General features: G+C 39.3%; 22 protein-coding genes and 1 tRNA gene. 12 read left to right on the top strand and 11 right to left on the bottom strand.

The window, feature by feature from the left end; translation table 11 throughout:
• Window positions 1-77: 77 nt before the first annotated feature.
• Entirely contained in the window at window positions 78-1,556 is a 1,479-nt protein-coding gene (gene proS, locus ACXAG7_RS18350; protein WP_476667728.1) for a proline--tRNA ligase, read from the bottom strand.
• A 145-nt stretch (window positions 1,557-1,701) separates the two neighbouring features.
• Between proS and ACXAG7_RS18345 the strand changes: the two genes are divergently transcribed.
• The 5 genes from ACXAG7_RS18345 (at window position 1,702) to porT (ending at window position 6,703) form a co-directional block, all read left to right on the top strand.
• Window positions 1,702-2,859 (top strand): hypothetical protein, encoded by a 1,158-nt coding sequence (locus ACXAG7_RS18345; RefSeq protein ID WP_408045282.1) that lies wholly within the window; start codon window positions 1,702-1,704, stop codon window positions 2,857-2,859.
• Between the two features lie 29 nt (window positions 2,860-2,888).
• The gene (locus ACXAG7_RS18340) at window positions 2,889-4,250 is read left to right on the top strand and encodes an OmpP1/FadL family transporter (protein WP_408045283.1); all 1,362 of its coding nucleotides are present in this window, start codon (window positions 2,889-2,891) and stop codon (window positions 4,248-4,250) included.
• A gap of 102 nt (window positions 4,251-4,352) precedes the next feature.
• The gene (locus tag ACXAG7_RS18335) at window positions 4,353-5,249 is read left to right on the top strand and encodes a NifU family protein (protein WP_408045284.1); all 897 of its coding nucleotides are present in this window, start codon (window positions 4,353-4,355) and stop codon (window positions 5,247-5,249) included.
• A 19-nt stretch (window positions 5,250-5,268) separates the two neighbouring features.
• Window positions 5,269-5,997: a bifunctional demethylmenaquinone methyltransferase/2-methoxy-6-polyprenyl-1,4-benzoquinol methylase UbiE gene (gene ubiE / locus ACXAG7_RS18330; RefSeq protein WP_408045285.1), complete on the top strand. Its 729-nt coding sequence runs from the start codon at window positions 5,269-5,271 to the stop codon at window positions 5,995-5,997.
• A 1-nt stretch (window position 5,998) separates the two neighbouring features.
• Entirely contained in the window at window positions 5,999-6,703 is a 705-nt protein-coding gene (porT, locus tag ACXAG7_RS18325; protein ID WP_408045286.1) for a type IX secretion/gliding motility protein PorT/SprT, read from the top strand.
• A gap of 283 nt (window positions 6,704-6,986) precedes the next feature.
• Here the strand turns inward: porT and ACXAG7_RS18320 are convergent, their stop codons facing one another.
• Genes ACXAG7_RS18320 through ACXAG7_RS18310 form a run of 3 tightly spaced genes read right to left on the bottom strand, consistent with a single transcriptional unit; the run spans window position 6,987 to window position 8,686 of the window.
• Entirely contained in the window at window positions 6,987-7,853 is an 867-nt protein-coding gene (locus ACXAG7_RS18320) for a mechanosensitive ion channel family protein (protein WP_408045287.1), read from the bottom strand.
• Between the two features lie 27 nt (window positions 7,854-7,880).
• Window positions 7,881-8,114, bottom strand: a complete 234-nt coding sequence (locus ACXAG7_RS18315) for a hypothetical protein (protein ID WP_476667727.1) — start codon at window positions 8,112-8,114, stop codon at window positions 7,881-7,883.
• Window positions 8,114-8,686: an RNA polymerase sigma factor gene (locus tag ACXAG7_RS18310; RefSeq protein WP_408045289.1), complete on the bottom strand. Its 573-nt coding sequence runs from the start codon at window positions 8,684-8,686 to the stop codon at window positions 8,114-8,116. Before ACXAG7_RS18310 ends, ACXAG7_RS18315 begins: the two co-directional genes overlap by 1 nt.
• 223 nt (window positions 8,687-8,909) lie before the next feature.
• Here ACXAG7_RS18310 and ACXAG7_RS18305 point away from each other — a divergent pair, with 223 nt between their 5' ends.
• The gene (locus tag ACXAG7_RS18305) at window positions 8,910-9,773 is read left to right on the top strand and encodes a sigma-70 family RNA polymerase sigma factor (protein WP_028891227.1); all 864 of its coding nucleotides are present in this window, start codon (window positions 8,910-8,912) and stop codon (window positions 9,771-9,773) included.
• 142 nt (window positions 9,774-9,915) lie between these two features.
• A complete protein-coding gene (rpe, locus tag ACXAG7_RS18300) occupies window positions 9,916-10,572 on the top strand; it encodes a ribulose-phosphate 3-epimerase (RefSeq protein ID WP_408045290.1) in 657 nt (218 codons plus the stop codon).
• Window positions 10,573-10,609: 37 nt separating this feature from the next.
• Here rpe and ACXAG7_RS18295 read toward each other — a convergent pair whose 3' ends face one another.
• Window positions 10,610-11,032, bottom strand: a complete 423-nt coding sequence (locus tag ACXAG7_RS18295) for a CBS domain-containing protein (RefSeq protein WP_408045291.1) — start codon at window positions 11,030-11,032, stop codon at window positions 10,610-10,612.
• Between the two features lie 163 nt (window positions 11,033-11,195).
• Here ACXAG7_RS18295 and ACXAG7_RS18290 point away from each other — a divergent pair, with 163 nt between their 5' ends.
• The 5 genes from ACXAG7_RS18290 to ACXAG7_RS18270 all read left to right on the top strand — a co-directional run bounded on the left by ACXAG7_RS18290 (window position 11,196) and on the right by ACXAG7_RS18270 (window position 17,885).
• Entirely contained in the window at window positions 11,196-11,828 is a 633-nt protein-coding gene (locus ACXAG7_RS18290; RefSeq protein ID WP_408045292.1) for a Crp/Fnr family transcriptional regulator, read from the top strand.
• A 264-nt stretch (window positions 11,829-12,092) separates the two neighbouring features.
• The gene (locus ACXAG7_RS18285; RefSeq protein ID WP_476667726.1) at window positions 12,093-13,400 is read left to right on the top strand and encodes a TolC family protein; all 1,308 of its coding nucleotides are present in this window, start codon (window positions 12,093-12,095) and stop codon (window positions 13,398-13,400) included.
• Window positions 13,401-13,405: 5 nt separating this feature from the next.
• The gene (locus ACXAG7_RS18280; RefSeq protein ID WP_476667725.1) at window positions 13,406-14,479 is read left to right on the top strand and encodes an efflux RND transporter periplasmic adaptor subunit; all 1,074 of its coding nucleotides are present in this window, start codon (window positions 13,406-13,408) and stop codon (window positions 14,477-14,479) included.
• Window positions 14,480-14,497: 18 nt separating this feature from the next.
• On the top strand, window positions 14,498-17,707 hold the full coding sequence (locus ACXAG7_RS18275) for an efflux RND transporter permease subunit (RefSeq protein WP_476667724.1): 3,210 nt from the start codon (window positions 14,498-14,500) through the stop codon (window positions 17,705-17,707).
• Entirely contained in the window at window positions 17,697-17,885 is a 189-nt protein-coding gene (locus tag ACXAG7_RS18270) for a YgaP family membrane protein (RefSeq protein WP_408045296.1), read from the top strand. Before ACXAG7_RS18275 ends, ACXAG7_RS18270 begins: the two co-directional genes overlap by 11 nt.
• A gap of 668 nt (window positions 17,886-18,553) precedes the next feature.
• On the opposite strand, the gene ACXAG7_RS18265 is transcribed toward ACXAG7_RS18270, so the two are convergent.
• The 6 genes from ACXAG7_RS18265 to murC form a co-directional block, all read right to left on the bottom strand.
• Window positions 18,554-18,626: transfer RNA gene (locus ACXAG7_RS18265), tRNA-Arg, on the bottom strand.
• An 11-nt stretch (window positions 18,627-18,637) separates the two neighbouring features.
• On the bottom strand, window positions 18,638-19,084 hold the full coding sequence (locus ACXAG7_RS18260) for a GatB/YqeY domain-containing protein (RefSeq protein ID WP_408045297.1): 447 nt from the start codon (window positions 19,082-19,084) through the stop codon (window positions 18,638-18,640).
• A gap of 66 nt (window positions 19,085-19,150) precedes the next feature.
• A complete protein-coding gene (gene ftsZ, locus ACXAG7_RS18255) occupies window positions 19,151-21,019 on the bottom strand; it encodes a cell division protein FtsZ (protein ID WP_476667723.1) in 1,869 nt (622 codons plus the stop codon).
• A gap of 86 nt (window positions 21,020-21,105) precedes the next feature.
• Window positions 21,106-22,458, bottom strand: a complete 1,353-nt coding sequence (gene ftsA, locus ACXAG7_RS18250) for a cell division protein FtsA (RefSeq protein WP_408045299.1) — start codon at window positions 22,456-22,458, stop codon at window positions 21,106-21,108.
• On the bottom strand, window positions 22,445-23,185 hold the full coding sequence (locus ACXAG7_RS18245) for a cell division protein FtsQ/DivIB (RefSeq protein WP_408045300.1): 741 nt from the start codon (window positions 23,183-23,185) through the stop codon (window positions 22,445-22,447). The genes ftsA and ACXAG7_RS18245 overlap by 14 nt, the downstream gene beginning before the upstream one ends.
• Window positions 23,182-24,534 (bottom strand): UDP-N-acetylmuramate--L-alanine ligase, encoded by a 1,353-nt coding sequence (gene murC, locus ACXAG7_RS18240; RefSeq protein WP_408045301.1) that lies wholly within the window; start codon window positions 24,532-24,534, stop codon window positions 23,182-23,184. Before murC ends, ACXAG7_RS18245 begins: the two co-directional genes overlap by 4 nt.
• Window position 24,535: the final 1 nt, after the last annotated feature.

Here is a 24,535-nt window from a genome sequence, read left to right as displayed (position 1 = left end):
ATTTGTGATTGCGGGTGCAAATATAGAAACTCTTTTTAATTACACCAAAACTTTTATCACATTTTTTTGTTTTTTTTTTAATATGCTTTTGCAAATAGCACTCTTCTACCTGAAGGCTTGCCAGTTAGCACACAACTACCATTTTCCTCTTTTACATCATTAGGAATACAACGAATCGTTGCTTTTGTCAATTCTTTGATTTTATCTTCTGTTTCAATACTACCATCCCAGTGTGCAGATACAAATCCACCTTTGTTTTCAATGGCGTCTTTAAACTCTTCAAAAGTATTTACCTCGGTAATGTGATCGTTTCTGTAGGTAAGTGCTTTATTATACAAACTTTCTTGAATCTCGTCTAACAAGGCTGCTACAGCTTCCACAACACCTGACTGATTCATCGTTTGTTTTTCAAAAGTATCTCTTCGCGCTACCTCAACAGTACCGTTTTCAAGATCGCGTTTACCAAGTGCAATACGTACAGGAACTCCTTTCATCTCGTACTCTGCAAATTTTGCTCCAGGACGCAAAGTATCTCGATGATCAAATTTTACTGAGATTCCCTTCTCCTTAAATGCGGCAATCATAGGTTGTACTTTATCACTAATAGCATCTAATTGCTCTTCTCCTTTATATATAGGAACAATAACAACTTGAATTGGCGCCAATTTCGGTGGTAATACCAACCCTGCATCGTCTGAGTGCGTCATAATCAATCCTCCTATCAAACGCGTTGATACTCCCCATGACGTAGCCCAAACGTACTCTTGCTTTCCTTCTCTTGAAGTATACTTTACATCAAAGGCTTTCGCAAAATTCTGCCCTAAGAAATGTGAGGTTCCCGCTTGTAAGGCTTTACCATCTTGCATTAAAGCTTCAATAGTATAGGTTTCATCAGCTCCAGCAAAGCGTTCACTTTCCGATTTAGCCCCGCGAACTACTGGCATTGCCATAAAGTTCTCTGCAAACGTGGCGTATACTTCTTGCATTTGTTTTGCTTCGACTAACGCTTCTGCTTTGGTGGCATGGGCTGTATGCCCTTCTTGCCATAAAAATTCAGCCGTTCTCAAAAACAAACGCGTTCTCATTTCCCAACGCACTACATTGGCCCATTGGTTAATTAACAATGGTAAATCTCTGTGCGATTGTATCCATCCTTTATAGGTATTCCATATAATCGCTTCCGAAGTAGGACGCACGACTAGCTCTTCCTCCAATTTTGCTTCAGGATCCACGCGTAACTTCCCTTCCCTGTCAGGATCTGTTTGTAAACGGTAGTGTGTAACAACGGCACATTCCTTAGCAAAACCTTCCGCATTCTTTTCTTCAGCCTCGAACAAACTCTTGGGCACAAAAAGAGGGAAATAAGCGTTTTGATGTCCTGTTTCTTTAAACATTCTATCTAATTCAGCCTGCATGTTTTCCCAGATCGCAAAACCATAAGGTTTGATCACCATGCACCCTCTAACTGCCGAGGTCTCAGCTAAATCCGCTTTAACGATTAACTCGTTATACCATTTAGAATAATCTTCTGCTCTTTTTGTTAAATGTTTGCTCATAATTAAAAGTTTGGCACAAAAATTGTTATCTTTTATGCGTAAATTATCTGTGCAAAGCTACATTAAAAAGCCTATAAGCCCAACAAAAAATAGCATTTTGCCAAAGCAGGTAAAAATAAACCGTTCTAACTTAAATTTGTCAGAGATGAAAATAGATTACACCAAAACCAAGCTCCCGTTTTTATTAGTACTAGGATTCATGATTAGCACCTTAGCTTCCTGCGGATCGGCGCAAACAATTGCGGGTAATGATGATGGCATCTACGACGACGAACCTGTAGTTTACGAGGAAGTAGAGCGCAATGCTCCTCGCGAAGTTATTGAAGAAGAGGAAGAAGAAAATTACTTTACCAAAGAGGTAGAACGCTTAGGTACCTTAAACGGAACAGACGTATTTACCGACATCGAAAACTACCGCTCTGACGATACAGATTTCGATCCTGAAGAAGATATAGTTGATGAACAACAACCGAGAACGAGAATTACTTACAATGCCAATGAGCCTTGGGGATACCAATCGAGTAGTGACGTAGTTGTCAATATCAATACAGCACCCTCTTGGGGATGGTATAATGATTGGGGATGGAACTCGTGGAGCTATCGTCCTTGGTGGCGCAGAGGTTATACCGTTTGGGGATTCAACTCGTGGGGCTATGATCCTTACTGGGACTTCTACCAACCGTATTACGGTTACAGTTACTGGGGATGGAATAATTTCAATTGCCCTCCTTACTACAGAAATGCACGTCCTTACTATTACAGAAATTACCGTCGCGGTGCCAATCCATACCGTGCCGTAACTTCTAGAAGAGCTTACAATACACACCGATACACCAACCGTTCAATTGCATCAAGACGCTCAAACGGTTATAGAACAAGTACCAGAACTCGTAGATCAAGAGGATATAGTAACAATGTGCGCAGCACGAGAAATGTTCGCAGTACACGCTCAGTACGTTCAACAAGAAACTATACCACCGGAGGTCACAAACCTACACGAGGAGGTACTAAAAAATCAAGAGTACGCAACAACAATACTCGTTATTCAACTGGAGGGTACAAACCCTCGAATACGAGACGATATACACCAAGCCGTTCGAATTCTACTAGAAGCTATACCCCTAGCAGAACGCGACGCTCTACCAGAAGCTATACACCGAGTAGAAGTTCATCTACTAGAAGCTATAGCCCTTCAAGATCGAGAAGCACGAGAAGCTACAGCCCTAGCCGTAGTTCTAGCTCAAGCAGCAGAAGTTACTCAAGAGGAAGCTCAAGAAGCTCGAGTTCAAGAAGTAGAAGGTAGAGAACCATAACCAATTAAGCTGAAACAACATGAAACGATTATTACTTATTGCAACTGCGGTTGCCTCATCTTTTAGTGCCTATTCGCAATCATTAGATTACAATGATTTAGGCCTTATATTCTCAAGAGACGATAACTTTGGTACAGCTCGTTACGAAGCTATGAGTGGAGCCTTTGGAGCTCTTGGAGGAGATATCTCGGCATTTAGTATCAACCCCGCAGGTAGTGCGGTAGCAAAAATTAGCAGTGTTGGCGCTACTTTAGGAAATCGCAATTTATCATATCAATCAAATTTTTACGGAAATGCTGCCACCGCTGAAAACGATTACTTTAACCTGAACCAGGCGGGAGCTACCCTTACGTTTGACAATACAGGTTCTTCTGAATGGAACCGTTTTGCGCTTACCGTAAACTATAAAATAAAATCGGACTACGACTCCTTTTACTTAACCAATGGAAAAAGTGGATTTTTAAAATTCACCGAACATTTTAACGATACTCGCAGTCCGAAAATTCAATTCGACCGTTCGCTTGACCAAAGTTACTCCGTGCAACAACGCGGTCAGTTGAGTGTTTTCAATATCGGAATTTCAGCTGTGCACCAAAATAAACTGTACTTAGGAGCTTCGGTAAACTTTCACGACTTGAGTTTTAACAGAGTGGCATTGCTTAAAGAAACCAATGATGATGTTAACGGAAATGTACTAAATGCCTCTAATATCGTAGATTCATATATTCAAGGAAACGGACTCTCATTTACCATCGGATTCATTTATAAGCCTCAAAAATTCATTCGCTTAGGATTGGCCTATGAAACTCCTACGTGGTACGAAGAAATCACGGAAGATTACAGAAATGACCTGAGCCTTTCGTCGGTATCTGCCTTAAATATTAATGGTGGTATTGACCGCATCCGCAATGGATTTGCATATCGATTTAAAACCCACAGTAGAGTAACAGCAAGTGGAGCTTTAGTTTTTGGGAAACACGGATTGTTAAGTGTTGACTATACCTATAAAGATTTTAGAAACATTAAATTTAGAGAAAACGACACCAATTTCATCGAAGCAAATCAAAACTTTACCACGCAATTTCGCGGTAGTCACGCCTTGAGTGTCGGTACCGAATGGCGCATGGATCGCATGAGTATTCGCGGTGGGTACCACTACGAAAAGAACCCCAACCTCAACGTTGCGCTCGGTGGTAATGACAATAAAGACAATATCAGAGGGTTTTCTGCTGGTGTAGGTTATAATTTTGGAAATATGAAGATTGATTTATCCTACAGAAAATACGAAAACCAGGAATATCAAACCTTGTATAACCTCGGTGATATCAACCTAAACAACACCACCTCTCGAATTACAGGAACTGTAACCATTAACCTGTAAGCTTCGCTGTACAATATCAAAAGCCTCATTTAAAAATGAGGCTTTTTTTTATGACAAATAATCTCAGTTTTTTACCGTAATTTTGCAATTCATTAAATGATTATGGATTCAATTAAGATAAACATACAAGAAACTAATAATGAAACCATTATTAAATTTGTAAGCAATTCAATTTTAATTAATGGCGGAAGCTACGAGTACAACAATATAGATGAGGCCAAGAACTCACCACTGGCACAGCAGTTATTTTACCTTCCTTTTGTTAAAAAAGTATTTGTTACCGCAAACTTTATCGCAATTCAACGTTTTGACATCGTTAGTTGGGATGATGTAGCAGACCAAGTAAAAGAACAGATAGAAACCTTTTTACAAGAAGGAAAATCAGTAGTTAAAGAAAGTACTGCTCCCAAAGAGGCTGTAGAAGTATATGCAGAGGTAACTCCTAATCCAGGAGTGATGAAATTCGGAACGAACAAGGCACTTACCCAAACGGATGTAGAATACAAAAACATCGAAGAAGCAAGTAAATCATCTCCACTGGCACAGGCCTTATTCAACTTTCCATTTGTAAAGGAAATTTTCATTTCTGAAAATTACATTTCTATTACCAAATACGACATGATTGAATGGAATGAGGTATACCAAGAAGTGCGCGTATTTATCAGGACCTATTTGCAAGAAGGAAAAACGATTATTGCTGAACTTCCAAAAGCAGAAGAAGCTCCTCAAAGCGTAGAAGTTCCTAAAGAAAACTTGACAGATATAGAATCAAAAATTGTGGACATCTTAGATGAATACATCAAACCGGCAGTAGCTTCAGATGGTGGAAACATCGCTTTCCGCGCCTACGATGAAAATACTAAAAAGGTAAGTGTACTACTCCAAGGTGCTTGTAGTGGTTGTCCTTCATCGACGGTAACCTTAAAGAACGGAATCGAAACCATGTTAAAAGAAATGTTACCTAACCAAGTAAACGAGGTGGTAGCCATAAACGGATAATCCTGAAAGAAACAGATCTATGTCGGAACAAATCAAACCTTATAAAGATTCAGAGCTCGGAAAAAAAGAGCAAGTAGCTCAAATGTTTAACAACATTTCAAAAGACTACGACGGACTTAACCGTGTCATTTCTTTGGGCATTGATATCAGCTGGAGAAAAAAGGTTGTTAAATTGGTAGGCGAAAACCAACCGAAACAAATATTAGACATTGCCACAGGTACAGGAGATCTGGCCTTGATGATGTCAAATTTACAACCAGAACGTATCGTAGGACTCGATATCTCTGAGGGGATGTTGGAAGTAGGAAAGCAAAAGGTACGCCACGCAAAACTCGATAAGACCATTGAAATGGTTGTTGGAGACAGCGAGAACATTCCTTTTGATGACAATACCTTTGATGCGATTACCGTATCTTTCGGTGTTCGAAACTTTGAAAATTTAGACAAAGGTCTAACAGAAATATTACGCGTATTAAAACCGGGAGGGAAATTTGTAGTATTAGAAACTTCAAACCCAACAAAGTTTCCTTTTAAACAAGGATATAAATTATATACGAATATTTTCCTCCCTTTAGTAGGTAAATTGTTTTCAAAAGACAAGGTTGCGTATTCGTATTTATCAGAAAGTGCAAATTCTTTCCCTTTTGGGACTGCGTTCAACAATATTTTAGAAAAAAATGGGTTTAAGAATGCAAAGAATTTACCCGTAACTTTCGGAGTTGCGTCAATTTATACCGCTACTAAGTAATATGTTGAAGAAATTTTTAGTTTTCGTTTTCCTTTTAGGAAGTATAGGTTCTAGTATAGGACAAGTAGAGAAAGTTTTGAACTTACCCAATTTTGATAAACCTACTTTTCACTACGGTTTTTACTTAGGGCTGAATTCAAACGGCTATAAAGTCGCTTACAAACCCAGTACTATCAGTACTCCTGAAATCGAAGTACAATCTTCTGTAGGTTTTAATGTAGGGCTTATTGGTGACCTGCGATTGCACAATAATTTAAATTTGCGCTTTGAACCAGGACTGATGTCTAACACCAAAACCCTAACCTTTAAACACATTGGTGGTACCAACGAAAATATTAGAACTCGTGAAGTCAGTGCAACCTTTTTACATTTGCCTGTAGTACTCAAAGTAAGTACCAATCGTATTAATAATTTCCGTCCTTATGTGTTGGGAGGAGTTTCTTACGATTACAATTTTTCTAGTAATGAAAATAATAGCGATGACAACTTTGCCGGTAAATTCCGTACTACGACGCACAATTTCATGTACGAAATTGGAATTGGAGTAGATTTTTACCTAAACTACTTTAAGTTTTCTCCTTCTATTCGCGGTGTATTTGCTATCAACAACGAAGTGCGTTACGACAATACGAGCCCTAGTCAATGGACAGACCCCATCGATTTTATGGGAACTCGAGGTGTATTTTTACACTTAGCATTTGAATAAGTTATTACAACTATCCTAATAAAAAAGGCTTCCTGCAGGAAGCCTTTTTCTTTTTAACCTTATTAGATAGAAGTCCCCCGAAATCTATCTCTCTATAGAATGGGACACCGTTATTAGTATCAAGTCACAAATAATTTAAAAAAAAATAAAGACTGCCAAAGATGACAGCCTTTACAATGTAAAGATAAACTTCACTATTAGATAGAAGTCCCCCGAAATCTATCATTAATCGTTATCTAAAACAATAGTTCATTCACAAATATATACATTTTTTTAAAAGTCCTTAATCTTTTTTACAAACTATTTTACTGTTAACCACATCTTTAATCGGTAAAATCACCTTCTCATTTGGGGTCTGAACAGTTAGACATATATTGTCAATGGCAATGACGATTCCTTCAACATCCCCAATAACTACGCGCTGTCCGATACCTATGTTCTTTCGTGAATAGTATCCGAATAGCAAACGTCCTACCGCATCTCTTGCTCCCAAACCAAAGGCTATGGTAAACGCTAATAAAACTGATCCGATTAATAAGGTGAGGTTATTTTTTATAACTGAGGTATCGACATTGGCCTTATCTAAAGCTGTGATTGACAAAAACACCACAATGAGGTAAAAAGCGATGTTCCCTACAACATTTCCTCCAGAAATCTCCAAGGATTTGAACATGGATTGAATAGCTTTTTTTACTACGGTTCCTAAATAGGCACCGGCAACAAAAATTCCAAGAGCGGTCAATAAATTCGGAAGCACTTTGAAAAAGCTTCTAATTAAATCAGAAACCATAGTCATCCCAAACATCTCTGCTCCTACCATCACAAATACAAAAATCAGAAACCATTTCAATACGGTCAAGATAACATTGGTCAATACTATATTGATTGTCATATCGCCAAAAATCTTGGTCTTGCTCAGCTTACTTGACCATTCGTCAATCTTGGTTTTAGCTAGTGCTTTTCTAACGATATAAAGAAACAGTTTTATAGAAATCCACGAAGCCAATACGAAGGCAATAAACCCCACAACTGTTGGCAATGAATCTATAATATCGTTAAACGTTCTTTGGAAGGGCTTTAAAATATTAATTTGGGCTCCCGTTTTTTCAACTTCTTGAGGGGCCTCTGCTAATTGCTCTTGTAAAATCATGATAGTACTAGTTTTGTTGTATGCTTATTATTCTATTTCGTCTTCCGTATCCTCTTCCTTAGCATCGCTCTTTTTAGAATCTGCAGGTGTCCCTCCTCCCGCTATCAAGTCGGCAACTGTATTCGGGTATTTCACCACGAATAAGTCAGCCATATCAATGGAAAGCTTAATCATTGCCACGTCATCGAGAACTTTATTTCTCAATACCTCGGGCAATTCCTCGTTATGTAATATTTTCTTAAATGGATTATCCATACTCATTACAACTCATTATACGTTTTAACGACTTTTGCTTTCGCTCGCTTCAAACGCATTTTTACAGCGCTTTCTCCTACTTCAAGCACGGCCGAAATATCCTTGATGCTCATATCGTCTTGATATTTCATCAAAAGAATCATTTTTTCAGCAGCTGGGATCATTTCGAGGGCTTTGGCCAGTTTATCTGACTTTAACTCGAATAAGGTGGCATCATCTATCTCATCTACTCCACTATCTTCTTCTTTTATATTATCGGTAACAACAGTTACTTTTTCCTTTTTTTTATTGCTATTACGCTGCACGTAATTCACACAAAAATTATAAGTAAAAGAATAGAGCCAAGTAGAAAATTTCGATTTCCCCTTAAAAGTACGCAATTTTACAAACAATCGGATAAAGACATCGTGCGTCAAGTCTTGCGCTTCCTCTTTGTTTTTAGAGAAACCGTAACACTTATTATAAACAACGCCAGCATAGCGATCGTACAAAACAGCGAACAAATGAGTATCATTTTTCTCTACTATTTTGGCCACTAGCTCTTCGTCAGTCCAATTTGTAGTATCAATACTCTTCAAGGGCTAAGTTCGGTTATAGTTTGTTTAGACTTGTAATACTCTGTTAGACACTCGTATTAAGCTCAAGTCACTTCCGTCATATTATTTAATCAAAATTAACAATTCTTTAACAACTTCAAAGAAATTGAAAAAAAATAATTTTTTTTGTAACATTTCGAAGCATTCCTGCGTATAAGTAAGTGTAGAGAGTGAGTAATAAACAAAAAAACAGAATTTTTCTTACATGAGACAACTTAAGATTACAAAGCAGGTTACCAACAGGGAAACCGCCTCATTAGATAAATATTTGCAAGAAATAGGAAAAGTAGATTTAATTACTGCAGATGAAGAAGTAGAATTGGCACAACGTATCAAGGCGGGAGATCAGAGAGCTTTAGAAAAATTGACTAAAGCCAACTTGCGTTTTGTGGTTTCGGTTGCTAAACAATATCAAAACCAAGGATTGACATTACCCGATTTGATTAACGAAGGAAACTTAGGATTGATCAAAGCGGCAAAGCGTTTCGATGAAACACGTGGATTTAAGTTTATCTCGTATGCTGTATGGTGGATTCGTCAATCGATATTACAAGCTTTGGCAGAACAGTCACGTATTGTGCGTTTGCCTTTGAATAAAATTGGTTCTATCAATAAAATCAATAAGATGTACGCTTTCTTGGAGCAAGAAAACGAACGTCCTCCAAGTGCAGAAGAAATTGCAAAGAAGTTAGACATGACCGTGAACGACGTTAAGGAATCGATGAAAAACTCTGGTCGTCACGTCTCAATGGATGCGCCTTTAATCGAGGGAGAAGACTCTAATTTATACGATGTCTTGAACTCAGGAGAGTCTCCTAACCCAGATAAAACACTATTGCACGAATCACTTCGCATCGAAATTAATCGCGCTTTAGAAACCTTAACTCCTCGAGAGGCAGATGTTGTTAAATTGTACTTCGGCCTAGGAGAGCACCAACCAATGACCTTAGAAGAAATTGGAGAAACCTTTGATTTAACTCGTGAGCGTGTTAGACAGATTAAAGAAAAAGCTATCCGTCGTTTAAAACACACTTCGAGAAGTAAAATATTAATGACCTATTTAGGTTAATAGCCGTGGCTAGTAGTTCTCTACTAGGGCCTACAACACATTGAGAAAACGCAGACTTAGGTCTGCGTTTTCTTTTTTCTACAAATCCACATCTTTTGCGCTTTTGTTTATATTTGCAGCAAATTAACAACACAACACCACAATGGAAAAACTTGTCGCTCCTTCAGTATTAGCAGCTGATTTTGGAAACTTACAACGCGATGTAGAAATGGTCAACAATTCAAAAGCAGACTGGTTTCACATCGATATTATGGATGGAGTCTTTGTTCCGAATATTTCTTTTGGAATGCCTGTACTCAAAGCTATTGGGCAACACGCCAACAAAACACTTGACGTGCATTTAATGATTGTTGAACCTGATAAATACATCCAAACCTTTGCAGACCTAGGAACTGATATATTAACAGTACACTACGAAGCCTGTACGCACTTGCACAGAACGGTACAAGCAATTAAGGCGGCAGGTATGAAGGCTGGAGTAGCCTTAAATCCGCACACTCCCATTGCCGTTTTAGAAGATATTATCGGTGATTTGGATCTCGTGTGTATCATGAGTGTCAACCCAGGATTTGGAGGACAATCCTTCATAGAAAACACGTATAAAAAAGTAAGCCAATTAAAACATCTTATCGAGTTTAGCAACGCGAACACTTTAATCGAAATCGACGGAGGTGTTACCGATAAAAATGCGAATAAACTCATTGAAGTTGGAGCCGATGTGCTCGTTGCGGGAAGCTTTGTTTTTAAAAGCGAGAACCCAACGGAAACCATCGAAAACCTAAAAGCACTTATTAATTAAGCATAAAAAAGGCGAGGAACTATCCTCGCCTTTCTTTTTAATTGAATTGTTCCAACAGATAGTATATTAAATCTGTGGTAGTCACAATCCCTACTAAGTTCCCTTCTTCTACTACAGGTAAGGCGTGAAATTCTCGTTTTGATAAAATTTCCGAGACCTCTTTGATCGTATTTGTTGGGCTTACAGTAACTAAGTTCTTAGCCATTACTTGCTCAATGGTAAACATGTTATACACCACAGTATCCACATCTTGTTCTTCCTCGTCAATGGCATCAGCAAAACTTATTCTCAACAAATCGGTATAGCTCAACATTCCTACGATACTACTACCACTTACTACTGGGATATGACGAATTCCGTGTTCCTTAAACAACTGCTCCGCGGTTGTTAAATCATCGGTCTTATTTAAGGTAATTACATTCTTGGTCATTATCACTGAAACTGGTGTTCTTTTTTTCATTATTTCTTTGTTTTGATTCTTATTTCTAGTTCAAATTTCATAAAAAACAAGCCCGAAATTCCTGATATTTATCAGGCTAATCCAAAAAAATAATCCGTATTTTAAGCAGTAGATTTTTACTCAAAAAAATAGTATTTTTACAAAACACCAATCACAAATTCACTTGTTAGAAGATTTAAAACTTAATTATGGGTATCTTTTTGAAGATGACCTACTCAAAGAAATTGCCGACATTGCGATTTACAAAGAATACAAGGCTGAAAGTGTAATCATCGACACAGATAGCTATATCGTTTCTATTCCGCTTCTTTTACAAGGAGCTATTAAAATACTCCGAGAAGACGAACGGGGAGACGAATTGGTTTTGTACTACCTTGAAAAAGGTGATACCTGTGCTGTTACGCTATCGTGCTGTATGGGACAAACGAAGAGCAAAATTCGCGCAGTATCAGAAACTGATGTGGAACTTCTCATGATTCCAAAAGAGAAAATGGCCGATTGGCTCGGAAAATACAAAAGTTGGCAAGAGTTTATTTTGCAAAGTTACCACAACAGACTCCAAGAATTCATCGAAGCTGTTGATTCAATTGCCTTCTTAAATATGGACCAACGCCTTTTTAAATACTTAAAAGACAAAGCGCTTGTCAATCACAACGATGTTATCAGTGTTACACATCAGCAAATTGCCAATGACTTACACACCTCACGCGTTGTTATTTCACGCCTGCTCAAGTCATTAGAGAAACAAGGAAAAATCAATTTACAGCGAAATCAAATTAAAGTATTGGAACTCTAATTGTGTAACATTTGTTACATTATCTTCCATGGAAAGTTTGTAATTTTCGCACGTGTTTACAAAACACGTGAACACCTAAATACTATTGCTATTTGCATACGTATAAAATCCATTTTTATTTAGTTTAGTACAAACAACCTAAACTTCATCCAACTTGAATCCCCTTGAAAAACATCTATCATTAGGTGTTTTTTTTTATTGTAACAATGGTTACTGACATCCCTCTATTCGGCTCCTAACTTTGCAGCTCATAAATTTTAACACATGAAAACCACCCTGCTTAGTTTTTGCACCTTCCTGATAGGGAGTACCTTGAGTTTTTCACAGTCCACGAGGTATATAACGAAAGATGCCGCCATTAAACTGGCCTATGAAAAAAATGTCGGTCTTAAAATTGCCGATAAAGACGTTCGCATCTCTAAAGCGCAGTACCGAGAAAGCGCCAGCGTGTTCCTTCCTAGCATTAATGCCAAACATACCGGAATCACAACCACCAATCCGTTAATGGCCTTTGGAAGTAAGTTGAATCAAGAAATTTTAACTCCTAGTGATTTTAATCCCAGCTTACTCAACAATCCAAACAGAACCACAAATTTTGCCACAGAATTCACTGTACGACAACCTGTAATTCAAGTAGCTGGATGGCAACGTCGGAAAGCTGGACAACAGCAACTACTGGCCTCAAAATGGCAACAACAACGCTCCAAAGAACACCTTGCATTTCAAGTAGCACAACGCTATATGCAGTTACAACTCGCTCAAAAAACACGAGCAGTCATTGAAAAAAGCTTAGCCTCTGCCAAGGCAAACAAAACGCTCGTTCAAGATTACCTAGCTCAGGGGATGTTACTCAAAACCGACCTGCTGGAAATTTCCGTACATGTATTAGAAGTGGAAAACCAACTGCAATACGCCAAAAACACCATTCGAAATCAATCAGAAGAACTCAGTCTTTTAATCAATGGTAGTACCGATATTACCTTCCAACCCACAGACAGTTTGGTTGCCAACCCCGTATCGCAATTCAACTATACACTTTCGGAGCAACGTGCCGATATTCGCGCAGTTTCCAGCGCTCAAAAAGCTACCGCGCTCTTGTACAAAGCACAAAAATTAAGCTTCCTACCTACCTTAAATGCCTTTGCCAGCTACGCTATGTTCGATCAACAGCTCTTTGGCGGCAGTGCCAATGGATATACTCTAGGCGCACAATTAAGCTGGGATCTATTTTCAGGTTATCAACGCATCGCTAAACTTCAAAAAAGCAAGGCCATGCTCGAAAAATCAAACTTGACACTTTCTCAATACACTTCTCAAAAACAAGTAGAACTCGATACTGCTGTGCGTCAGTTTCAATTGGCACAACAACAAATCATCACTAAAAACACAGCGCTAAAACAAGCTGAAGAATCAGTGAAAATTACGAGAAATAGATTTCGGGAAGGATTGGAAAAAACAGCAGATTTACTTCGTGCCGAAACCCTGTACGCTCGAAAACAGCTCGCCTATTTTCAGGCTATTTACCAATACAATACTAGTCAAGATTACCTAGCCTTTTTAACAAGAGAATAATCATTATGAATATCAAAACCATTACATACGTACTCAGTACAACCCTCCTACTCAGTTGTACTTCCCAAAACAAATCGAACAACAGTCCTGCAGTTTCAATTCCTGTAACTGTAACCAAAGCACAGACAGTAAGTTCTGGTTCTTTTAGTACCACTGGAAAGGTGCAAGCGAGTCAGCATACAAAATTGAGCACTCGTGTCATGGGGAACATCCAACGCATTTATGTCGCTGTAGGTGACGTGGTTAAAAAAGGACAAGTACTGCTCCAAATTGACGCTACGGATTTACAAGCCAAAGTAGGCCAAATAGATGCTCAAATTTCACGAGCACAAAGTCATTATACAAACGTGAAAAGAGATTACGAACGATTTCAAAAGCTCTATTCCCAAAAAAGTGCTAGTCAAAAAGAACTGGACAACATCAGTACTCAGTATCAAATTGCAATCGATCAATTAAATACCGCCAAACAACAAAAACGAGAAATTTTAGCTCAATTTAAATACACTACATTGCGTGCTCCATATGCCGGAACCGTCGTTAGTAAATTTGTAAATTCCGGGGACATAGCGCATCCAGGAACTCCTTTGCTGAGTATTGAAAACACAGATCGTTTTGAAGTCACCACCAACATTCCGGAGCAATACATTGCTTTTGTCAAAAAGGGAACTACCGTAAGCATTGCTATCAACGCTTTAAACCAACAACTCACGGGCACTGTCGAAAAGTTGAGCAGTTCGTCAAATCACAACGGTGGTCAATACGCTGCAACCATTGCACTCCCAAAAACCAATACCTCATTATACTCTGGTATGAATGCAACTGTTTCTTTTGAAGCGCTCGATCGTCAAGAAAATCAAAAGAGCATCTGGATCCAGACAGCGGCCCTGGTGCGTCAAGGGCAATTAACAGGCATCTATACTCTCAGTCAAAGCAATACTGCTATACTCCGTTGGATACGTACTGGAAAATCATCGCATACGAAAACCGAAGTTCTAAGCGGACTTAATACCGAGGAGCAATACATTACTAACAGCCAAGGAAAATTATACAACGGAGTACCTGTTCGTATACAAAACTAGCACTTTACACCTAATAATATGAAAGAAGGATTAGCAGGAAAAATAGCCAAGAATTTTATCGATTCAAAACTGACCATACTCCTCATGATTTTGTTTATGGTCATCGGAATCTACGGCTCTTTTTTAATTCCTAGAGAAGAAGAACCTCAGATAGAGGTTCCTATGGCGGATCTCTTTTTGAGTTATCCCGGAGCCAGCCCCAAAGAAGTAGAATCGAGAGTTGTTAAGCCCCTAGAAAAACTCATCAGTAACATTCCAGGGGTAGAATACGTGTACGCCACAGCTATGGAAGAACAAGCTATGGTTATCATACAGTTCTACGTAGGCCAAGACGTTGAGCGCTCTCTGGTTAAATTGCATACAGCCCTCAACAAAAATATGGGACAAATGCCTCCAGGAGTGAGCATGCCACTGATCAAAGCCAGAGCTATTGACGATGTTCCCATGCTAGGGATCACTCTTTGGAGTTCGCATTACAACGATTTTGAACTCAAACAACAAGCAGAAGAACTCGGAGGAGAACTCAAGAAAATAAAAGATGTAGCGCAAATCGATATCATAGGAGGACGCAGTAGAGAGTTGAGCGTCGTACTCAATAAGAACAACATTGCCAACTACAGGTTAAAACTATTGGATGTTGCTAACATGATACGCGCAAACAACAGCCAACAAACCAACGGTCGATTCATCCAAAGTGATACCGAATTCTACATCAGCACAGGTAATTTTTTGAGATCAAAAGAGGAGGTTGCTAACCTAGTCGTAGGGTCCTTTGAGCAGCGCCCTGTGTATTTACACCAAATTGCCACGGTGCATGACGGCCCAGAAATTCCGAATAATTATGTGAGTTTTGGCTACGGAAAAGCCAGTGAGCAAAAGACTAAAGCACCTGCCGAATATCCAGCAATTACCCTAGCTATCGCCAAGCGTAAGGGCGCCGATGCTATGCAAATTGCAGCGCGCATTGAGCAGCGAATTACAGCACTTCGCAAACACCTCATTCCTGACGACGTTAACGTAAGCATTACGCGAAATTACGGAGAAACAGCTTCTCAAAAAGTATCTGAATTATTACTACACCTCATCGGGGCAATCATTGCGGTTACCTTAGTGGTCATGTTGGCTATGGGATGGCGAGGAGGCTTGGTCGTTTTTCTATCGGTACCCGTAACCTTTGCACTTACGCTATTGAGCTATTATATGCTCGATTATACTTTAAATAGAATTACGCTCTTCGCTTTGGTATTTGTTACCGGAATAGTTGTGGACGATTCTATTATCATCGCTGAAAATATGCATCGTCATTTTAAAATGAAGCTGTTGCCTTTTAAAGAAGCCGCGTTGTATGCCATTAACGAAGTTGGAAACCCAACTATCTTAGCTACCTTTACCGTCATTGCATCGGTACTCCCCATGGCTTTTGTATCCGGTTTAATGGGCCCCTACATGAGTCCTATGCCTATTGGAGCTTCCATAGCTATGTTACTTTCTTTGTTTGTAGCACTGACCATTACCCCTTATTTAGGTTTTCTGTTTTTACGAGAAAAAGACAAACGTCAGGGACCTCCTGTTTCAGAGACCGAAGCCTTGCAAGGAACGCGCATCTACAAACTGTACGAAAGACTGGAAAAACCGCTGATCGAGAGCCCGAAAAAACGTTGGTTATTTCTCGGAGGGACCCTCGTATTACTCTTAGGATCGATGTTCTTATTTTTCACCAATGCTGTGGTTGTAAAAATGCTTCCTTTCGACAACAAAAACGAGTTCCAAGTAATTATCGACATGCCCGAGGGAACTACATTAGAACGCACTGCTGTTGTAGCCAAGGAAATCTCACAATACATCGCTGCACAACCCGAAGTAATTAACTACCAAAGTTATGTAGGAACCGCTGCTCCAATTACATTTAACGGACTGGTACGACATTACGATTTGCGACAAGATCACTTTATGGCAGATATCCAGGTAAACTTGACCGACAAACACGAACGAAGCATACAAAGTCATGCTATCGTAAAAAAATATCGACCAGGCATTCAGAAAATTGCTCGCAAATTCAACGCAAACGTAAAGCTTGTAGAAGTTCCTCCTGGACCTCCCGTGCTAGCCACGATCGTAGGAGAAGTTTACGGTCCGAATTACGAGGTACAACAACGACTTGCTGATAGTATTCAACAACTCTTGACACGTACGCCCGATGTAGTTGACATCGATGTAATGACCGCTGCCAATCAAATAAAATACGAAGCCAACATCAACAAAACTAAAGCCATGCAATACGGCATTAGTCCAATGGAAATTACACAGACCTTAAACACTGCCTTAAATAATCGTCCTATCAGTCATTTATACAATGAGCATTCCGTGCAACCCATCGGCATAGTTTTCAGAATGGCAGCGCAGGAAAAATCACAACTATATGATATTTTGCAGTTGGGAATCCCAAGTGCAACAGGTACGGTAATTCCAATTGGAGACCTCGTAACCATTCAAAAAACTACACGAGCAAAAAGTATCTACAGAAAAAATCAAAAGCGCGTAGTTTACGTGACAGCTGACATGGCAGGGGCTCTTGAAAGTCCTGTTTATGCGATCTTAGGAATGACAGATCGATTAAAAACACTGAAACTTCCTCATGAAAAACCCATTGCTGAATTGTATACCAGCCAACCTGATGATGAGCAAGTATACACTGTAAAATGGGATGGAGAATGGCAAATAACACTCGAAGTTTTTCGTGATTTAGGACTTGCCTTTGGCGGTGTCATCATCATAATCTATATGCTTATTGTAGGGTGGTTTCAAAACTTTAAAGCTCCTATTGTAATGATGGTGGCCATTCCACTTTCAATGGTCGGTATTATAGTAGGACATTGGCTACTCGGCGCATTTTTCACTGCTACTTCATTTATAGGAATGATTGCTTTAGCCGGAATTATGGTACGAAACTCGGTATTACTAATCGATTTTGTCAATCTCAGACTCGATGAGGGCATCCCTTTAAAACAAGCTGTTATTGAAGCCGGAGCAGTGCGTACTACTCCAATTGTTTTGACTGCCGGGACCGTAGTTATCGGGGCTTTCGTCATCTTATTTGATCCTATTTTCCAAGGGCTCGCCATTTCATTAATGGGAGGTACTATTACCGCCACTGTCTTAACCCTTCTTGTGGTGCCCTTGGTTTATTATTTAATTGAACGCAAAAACCATCCAACTCATGAAAACTAGAATTATCAAAGCCGTCGCCGGTAGTTTTGTACTGAGCAGCTTAACACTTGCCTATTACGTCAACCCTATGTGGTTGTGGTTTACCGCCTTTGTCGGAGCCAATCTACTGCAGTCGGCCATTACCAAATGGTGCTTGTTAGACACGATACTTGAACGTGTTTTTGGCATCACCGACTAACCTTATATCACTTCCGTTGTTAAGTAAGCTAGCAACGGAAGTTTCCTATGTTCTAAAATCACGAGAGTCCCTACAAATATTCATTCCAAATTCCCTCCTTAAAAGCTACGAAACCTATAGCAAAAAATACTACAAATTATAGCAACATGAATACCTCCATGATTAGAAGTTCCTTCATTTATAAAGTACGCAATCGAATACCAAACAAACATTCATTTCATTTGTTAGCAGGCTGGGAATTAAAAACCCTGGTCCACTAACAATCAAAACATTAAAACACCCCGATAGAATACTATAATTTACAGTAATTAACGCTACAATTAGTAGCGCAGAATGCTACTGCTATTTTTAGAGCTGTAACTCATGTAACCGCGCTTTATAATCCTATCAACACTGGTAATCCATAGGAAACAAACTAGACATTTGTCATGTCTAAAATCACTTTGCATTAACAAAACTCAAAAGCGCCACCATCCTAAAATGCTATTATTTGTAGTAAAAACAACTATTAACAACGGCATTGAAAATAATCGAAGTAACTAGCAGGCAATTAGTATTGTCCTCGTACGGAAGCGACTAGCTACGCATCCGTGTAGAGAAAGACGTCCATGTGCCATTAAAACCAATAAAAAAGCCCTCGTAAACTAAGTGTTTACAAGGGCTTTCAGTGACCCAGGAAGGACTCGAACCCTCATCGTCAGAGCCGAAATCTGATGTTCTATCCAATTGAACTACAAGGTCAGCATATTTAACTAAGAAAGCTGAGCTTTCACCTCAGATGAAATGGTTTTTCCATCGGCTTGACCAGCTACCTTTTTGGTAACTAAGCCCATGACTTTCCCCATATCTTTCATCCCTTCGGCACCCACCTCAGCAATGGTTTCTTTGACTATTGCCGTCAGTGCATCTGCACTTAGGGCTTCTGGTAAAAATTGTTCAAGCACGGCTGCTTCTGCCAATTCAGGAGCTGCTAAATCGTCTCTTCCTTGTTCGGCAAATAGTGTCGCACTGTCTTTACGTTGCTTTACCTGTTTCTGAACAACCTTTAACTCTTCTGCTTCTGACAATTCTCCTGCTCCACTTTCAGTCTTCATCAACATAAATGCTGACTTCAACGCTCGTAAAGCGGTTAATGCTACGGTGTCTTTTGACTTCATAGCTTCTTTCATTTTTGTCATTAGCTCTGCTTGTATACTCATTTTACTCGTATTTAACTATAGCACCTTAGCGCAATAGGGTGCTAAAATTATAATTTTTTTTTTCAATTAGTCAACATTATCGTGTAAAAACGAATTATTTGATTTCAATAAATCATTATTGTCGGTGTTTAACGCCGTATCTGATTTGCTGATATCGCGGTTGGCATCGATATCCACTCCCAGGCGCTTGTACGCTGGTTGACGTTCAATTTCATCGATATTCTTGCTCACCTGATCGGCGAACTTATAATTAAAACCCTTCATTTTCTCACGTCTTTCTTGGGCTCTTTTCTGCAATTCAGAAATCGTTAAGCTCAACGGAGAAGCTTCATCATTTGAACCTTCCGCAGTAGACTTGTCTTCTACTTGCGTTTTCACCTTAAACTCCAAAGCCTCATCTACCTCTTGTTGAATGGTAGGTCTTGAGCTTTTACCAATGGTAGGTTCAGCAGAAAAGTCATCCAACACATAGCGTTTTTTTACTGGTTCTGCACTCACTTTTTCCGCTTGTACATCGATTCCTTTGATATCTTCAGTAGTCTCTATCAAATTAGATTTTGGAGCTACCTCTTCATAGGAATTCAACGGTAAGTCAAACAACAAATCTTGTTGAATGTACTGAGGCTTATCATCCAAAGTATCCTGAGGAAGTTCAGGAGTAACATTGGTAATGATAAAATCTTCTTCTGAAATGGTATCAATAGTAACTTCCTCAAAAGTTACTGGAATGTTTTCGATAAACTCTGAAGTATACACCAAATCCGTCGTCGGCTTTTGTTTTGGAGTTTCCTCTTCTAAAACGTGTACCACCTTATCAGTAGGACGTTTTGTCAACGGTTCTTGCAAACCCGGCGCTTTTTCAACTTTAGCATCGTCAAAACTATAGGTTGCTTTTTGTTCATCCTCTAAGGTATGTACGATTTTCTTAACTTCAGTATTGGTAATATTACCCTGTTGGTCGGCTGCAAAACCCGTAGCTACTACGGTAACTGCCAATCCATCTTCCAAGCTTTCATCTTCACCGATACCCATAATAATATTGGCATCGTACCCAGCCTCTTCTTGGATGTAATCATTGATTTCACCAATCTCGTCTAAGGTAACTTCGTTGGCACCTGATACGATTAATAACAATACATTTTTAGCACCGGTAATTTTGTTATCGTTTAATAGCGGTGAGTCCAATGCTTTTACAATGGCTGCTTGTGCACGATTGGCTCCTGACTCTTTAGCCGATCCCATAATCGCAGTTCCACTATCAGACAACACGGTTTTAGCATCGTGTAAATCGATATTTTGTTTATAGTGATGGGTAATTACTTCTGCAATACCCTTTGCAGCGGTTGCTAACACCTCATCGGCCTTAGAGAACCCTGCTTTGAATCCTAAATTACCGTAAACTTCACGTAATTTATTGTTATTAATAACAATAAGAGAATCTACGTTATTACGCAACTCATCAATACCATTTTGAGCTTGCTTTGCACGTCTTCTTCCTTCAAATTGGAACGGCATGGTAACAATACCTACCGTTAAGATGTCCATATCTTTTGCGATTTTCGCAATGATAGGAGCGGCACCAGTACCAGTACCTCCCCCCATACCGGCGGTGATAAACACCATTTTGGTATGTGTACTTAACATCTGTTGAATTTCTTGAATACTTTCAGCGGCTGCTTGCGCTCCAATTTCAGGATTTGCACCAGCACCTAACCCTGAGGTTAAGTGAGCTCCCAACTGAATTTTATTCGGAATTGGACTGTTTTCCAATGCTTGTGCATCTGTATTACAGATTACGAAATCTACTCCGTGAATCTGTTTACTATACATGTGATTTACTGCATTGCTACCTCCCCCTCCAACACCGATCACTTTGATCGCGTTAGACTGTGTTTTTGGCATGTCGAATGAAATGTTATCAAATTCTGCGCTCATAATAACTTTTCTTTTAATTTAAATTTTTGTTCAGCAACTCCGAGTAGGGGATGTTGGAGTTATTATACGTACTATATCTTATAATATTATTCTGCATTATCTAAAAATTCTTTAAATCGTTCTGTAAATTTTTCAAAGAATGATTTAGATTTTGGTTTCCTAGGTTCTTCCTTTTCTAAAGGCTCTTCTTTTAGTTCTTCTTCTTCCGAAGGCACTTTCATTTCGGGTTCCTGCTCTAAAGGAGCTGGTTCTTCTTCCACTCGAGTTTCTTCTTTTGCTTGTTTCTCTAACCCTTCCATTAGTAAACCTACAGCAGTGGCATAGGCCGGACTTGAGAGTACCTCGTCAGAATCACCTGCTAAATGTTCATTCGGATACCCTATACGAACGTCCATCCCTGTAATGTATTCTACAAGTTGGCGCAAGTGCTTTAACTGTGAGCCTCCACCTGTGAGTACTATCCCTGCGATGAGTTTACCTTTTTGGGTTTCGTGTCCATAATTTTTTATTTCCAGATACACGTGCTCGATAATCTCTTGGACACGAGCATGTATTATCTTTGATAAGTTTTTCAACGTAATTTCCTTTGGCTCTCTACCTCTTAAACCAGGAATAGAAACGATTTCTGTTTCTTTATTTTCTCCCGGCCAAGCTGATCCAAACTTGATTTTGAGTAGTTCTGCCTGTTTTTCAATAATGGAACATCCTTCCTTTATATCTTCGGTAATTACATTACCACCAAATGGAATTACTGCGGTATGTCGTATAATTCCATCTTTAAAAATTGCCAAATCGGTGGTACCTCCACCTATATCTATTAAAGCCACTCCGGCTTCTTTTTCTTCCTGACTTAACACTGCTGAAGCAGATGCTAAGGGCTCTAGGGTAATATCTGCCAATGCTAAGCCTGCGCTTTTTACACAGCGTCCGATATTACGTATCGACGATACCTGCCCTACTACCACGTGAAAGTTAGCCTCAAGACGCCCTCCGTACATACCAATAGGCTCCTTTATATCGGGTTGGCTATCTACTTTGTACTCCTGTGGTAACACGTGAATTATTTCTTCACCGGGAAGCATCACTAATTTGTGTACTTGTCCGACGAGGTTTTCGATATCTGTATCGTCAATAACCACGTCCGATTTTTCACGAGTGATATAATCACTGTGGTGCAAACTGCGTATGTGTTGACCGGCAATACCTACTACGACATCATCAATCATTTTACCTGAAACACTCTGCGCTTCATCCACTGCCTGTTGTATGGACTGAATCGTTTGAGTAATGTTGTTCACAACTCCTCGTTTAACCCCTAAACTTTTAGCTTTACCAATACCTAAAACTTCAAGTTTTCCATATTCGTTTTTTCGACCGATCATGGCAACAATCTTTGTTGTACCAATATCTAATCCAACTGCTAATTTATTGTTCTCCATCTTGAGACTGTTTTGTGCACACAACCTGGTTGTGATACTTTAGGTTAATACTTTTGTACTTTCTTATCGATCCATCAACAAGTGTTTTGTTATAAAATGCTTTCAGTTTTTTCAATTTCAACTGCGCATTCGCTAGCCCACCAAAAACTATTTTATAACTCCCGGTACGCACTCCAAAAACATAATCGTTTTGGGCGTTCTTGTCAATTGCAACAACTTCTTTAGCAAAAAAGTCGTCACTCGATATAATAGTAATTAGTTGTATTAGTTCTTTGATTTCCTCAACATTCCCCACTCCCGAAACCAATGGTACTCGAGCCGAATGGTTTATTGATAAAGGAATTTCTACTCCGTGTTTATCAATGTAATAAGGCTCTTCCTTATCGACAATACGAGCGATGGGCGTTCGTTGTTTGATAAAGGTTTTCAACACCCCATTGATGGTTAGAAACACAGTAGCATTTTCTACGTATGGGCTTGCTGAAACATTCGTTTCAAGAAGGTGTAAATCTACTACACTTTTCGGTTGGTTTTCAACAAATTTTGAATTTTGTATTAACATTTTATCCACCGAACTGTGTGTCAAGAAGTTATTACTCCCTCCTGCAAATTCTATCACCGGTCTCTTTATCTTTTTTGCCCCATTACGCTTTCCTGTAAATCCGTACAAAAAGAACAAGAATCCAACCAATACTACAAACGCTATGTATACTAATAGTCTTTTCACTGTGTGCTACTACATTTGTGTTTTAATGCTTCTTTTACTTCATTTACTAATAAACCAATATCTCCTGCTCCAATCATAACAATAACTGAAGCGGTCGTTTCTTTTACTGTTGTAAGCACTTCGCTCTTTTGAAGCAATTGCTTGTTTTCCAACGCTATTTTCTCTAACAACCATTCCGAGGTAATTCCTGGAATTGGCAATTCTCTCGCTGGATATATATCTAATAAATACAATTCATCAAACCCAGCCAATGCTCGTGCGAAATCATCGGCAAAATCACGTGTTCTACTGAACAGATGCGGCTGAAAAATTGCCATGACTTTCTTTTCCGGATACAATTCTCTGACTGCCTGTACCACCGCTTGAATTTCTGTTGGGTGGTGGGCATAATCATCGATTAACGTCATTGCCTCCGATTGGATTTTATACGAAAATCGTCGGTGCACCCCTTTAAAACTCTCTAACTGTGCTTTGATTACTTCACTGTCAACTCCGTAAACATCGGCCATAGCCAGTGCTGCTAAAGCATTCATCAAGTTGTGCTTTCCGGGTAACCCAAACTGCAATCCTTTTAACTGCTTTGTAGGCGTTGTCACATCAAATACGTACTTCGCTCCTTCTATACGAACATCATGAGCTCGATAATCAGCAGGTTCGTCTACGGCATAGGTTAACCCTTTTAAGGGCAGTCCTTTTGCTACCAACAAGGTATCACTAACCGAATTGGCAAAATCTGTAAAGGAACTCTCCAATGCAGCAGCCTCTCCGTAGATATCCAAATGGTCAGCATCCATCGATGTCACACAAGCGATGTTAGGTGCTAGATGCAAAAACGAACGATCAAACTCATCGGCCTCCACCACACTAATATCTTCTTTACCTAAAATTAAATTAGACTGGTAATTTTCGGTAATTCCACCTAAAAAGGCAGTCGCTCCTACAGGTTGCATCAAATGTCCTAAAATTGCAGAAGTCGTGGTTTTCCCATGAGTTCCTGCTACTCCAAAACAAAATGTTTCCTTGGTAATGAGCCCTAAAACCTCAGCGCGTTTCAAAACGGTAAAATGGTTGTCACGAAAATAATTAAGTTCTGTATGTGTTTTCGGAACGGCAGGTGTGTATACCACCAAAGTACTATCGCTAGATAAAAACTCAATTGGAATTTCTGATACGGCATCTTTGTAATGCACCTCTACTCCGAGGTCACTCAAGGATTCCGTTATCGGGGAAGCTGTTTTATCATATCCCGCTACGCGTTTTCCATTGGCCACAAAATACCTAGCTAAGGCACTCATTCCAATACCTCCAACTCCTATAAAAAATACATTATGTATCGCTTGTAACTTCATT

The organism is Tenacibaculum sp. AWR4_210 (assembly GCF_056160945.1).
Note: the sequence above shows the minus strand (reverse complement) of the source record. Positions and strands in the feature narration are given on the sequence as shown.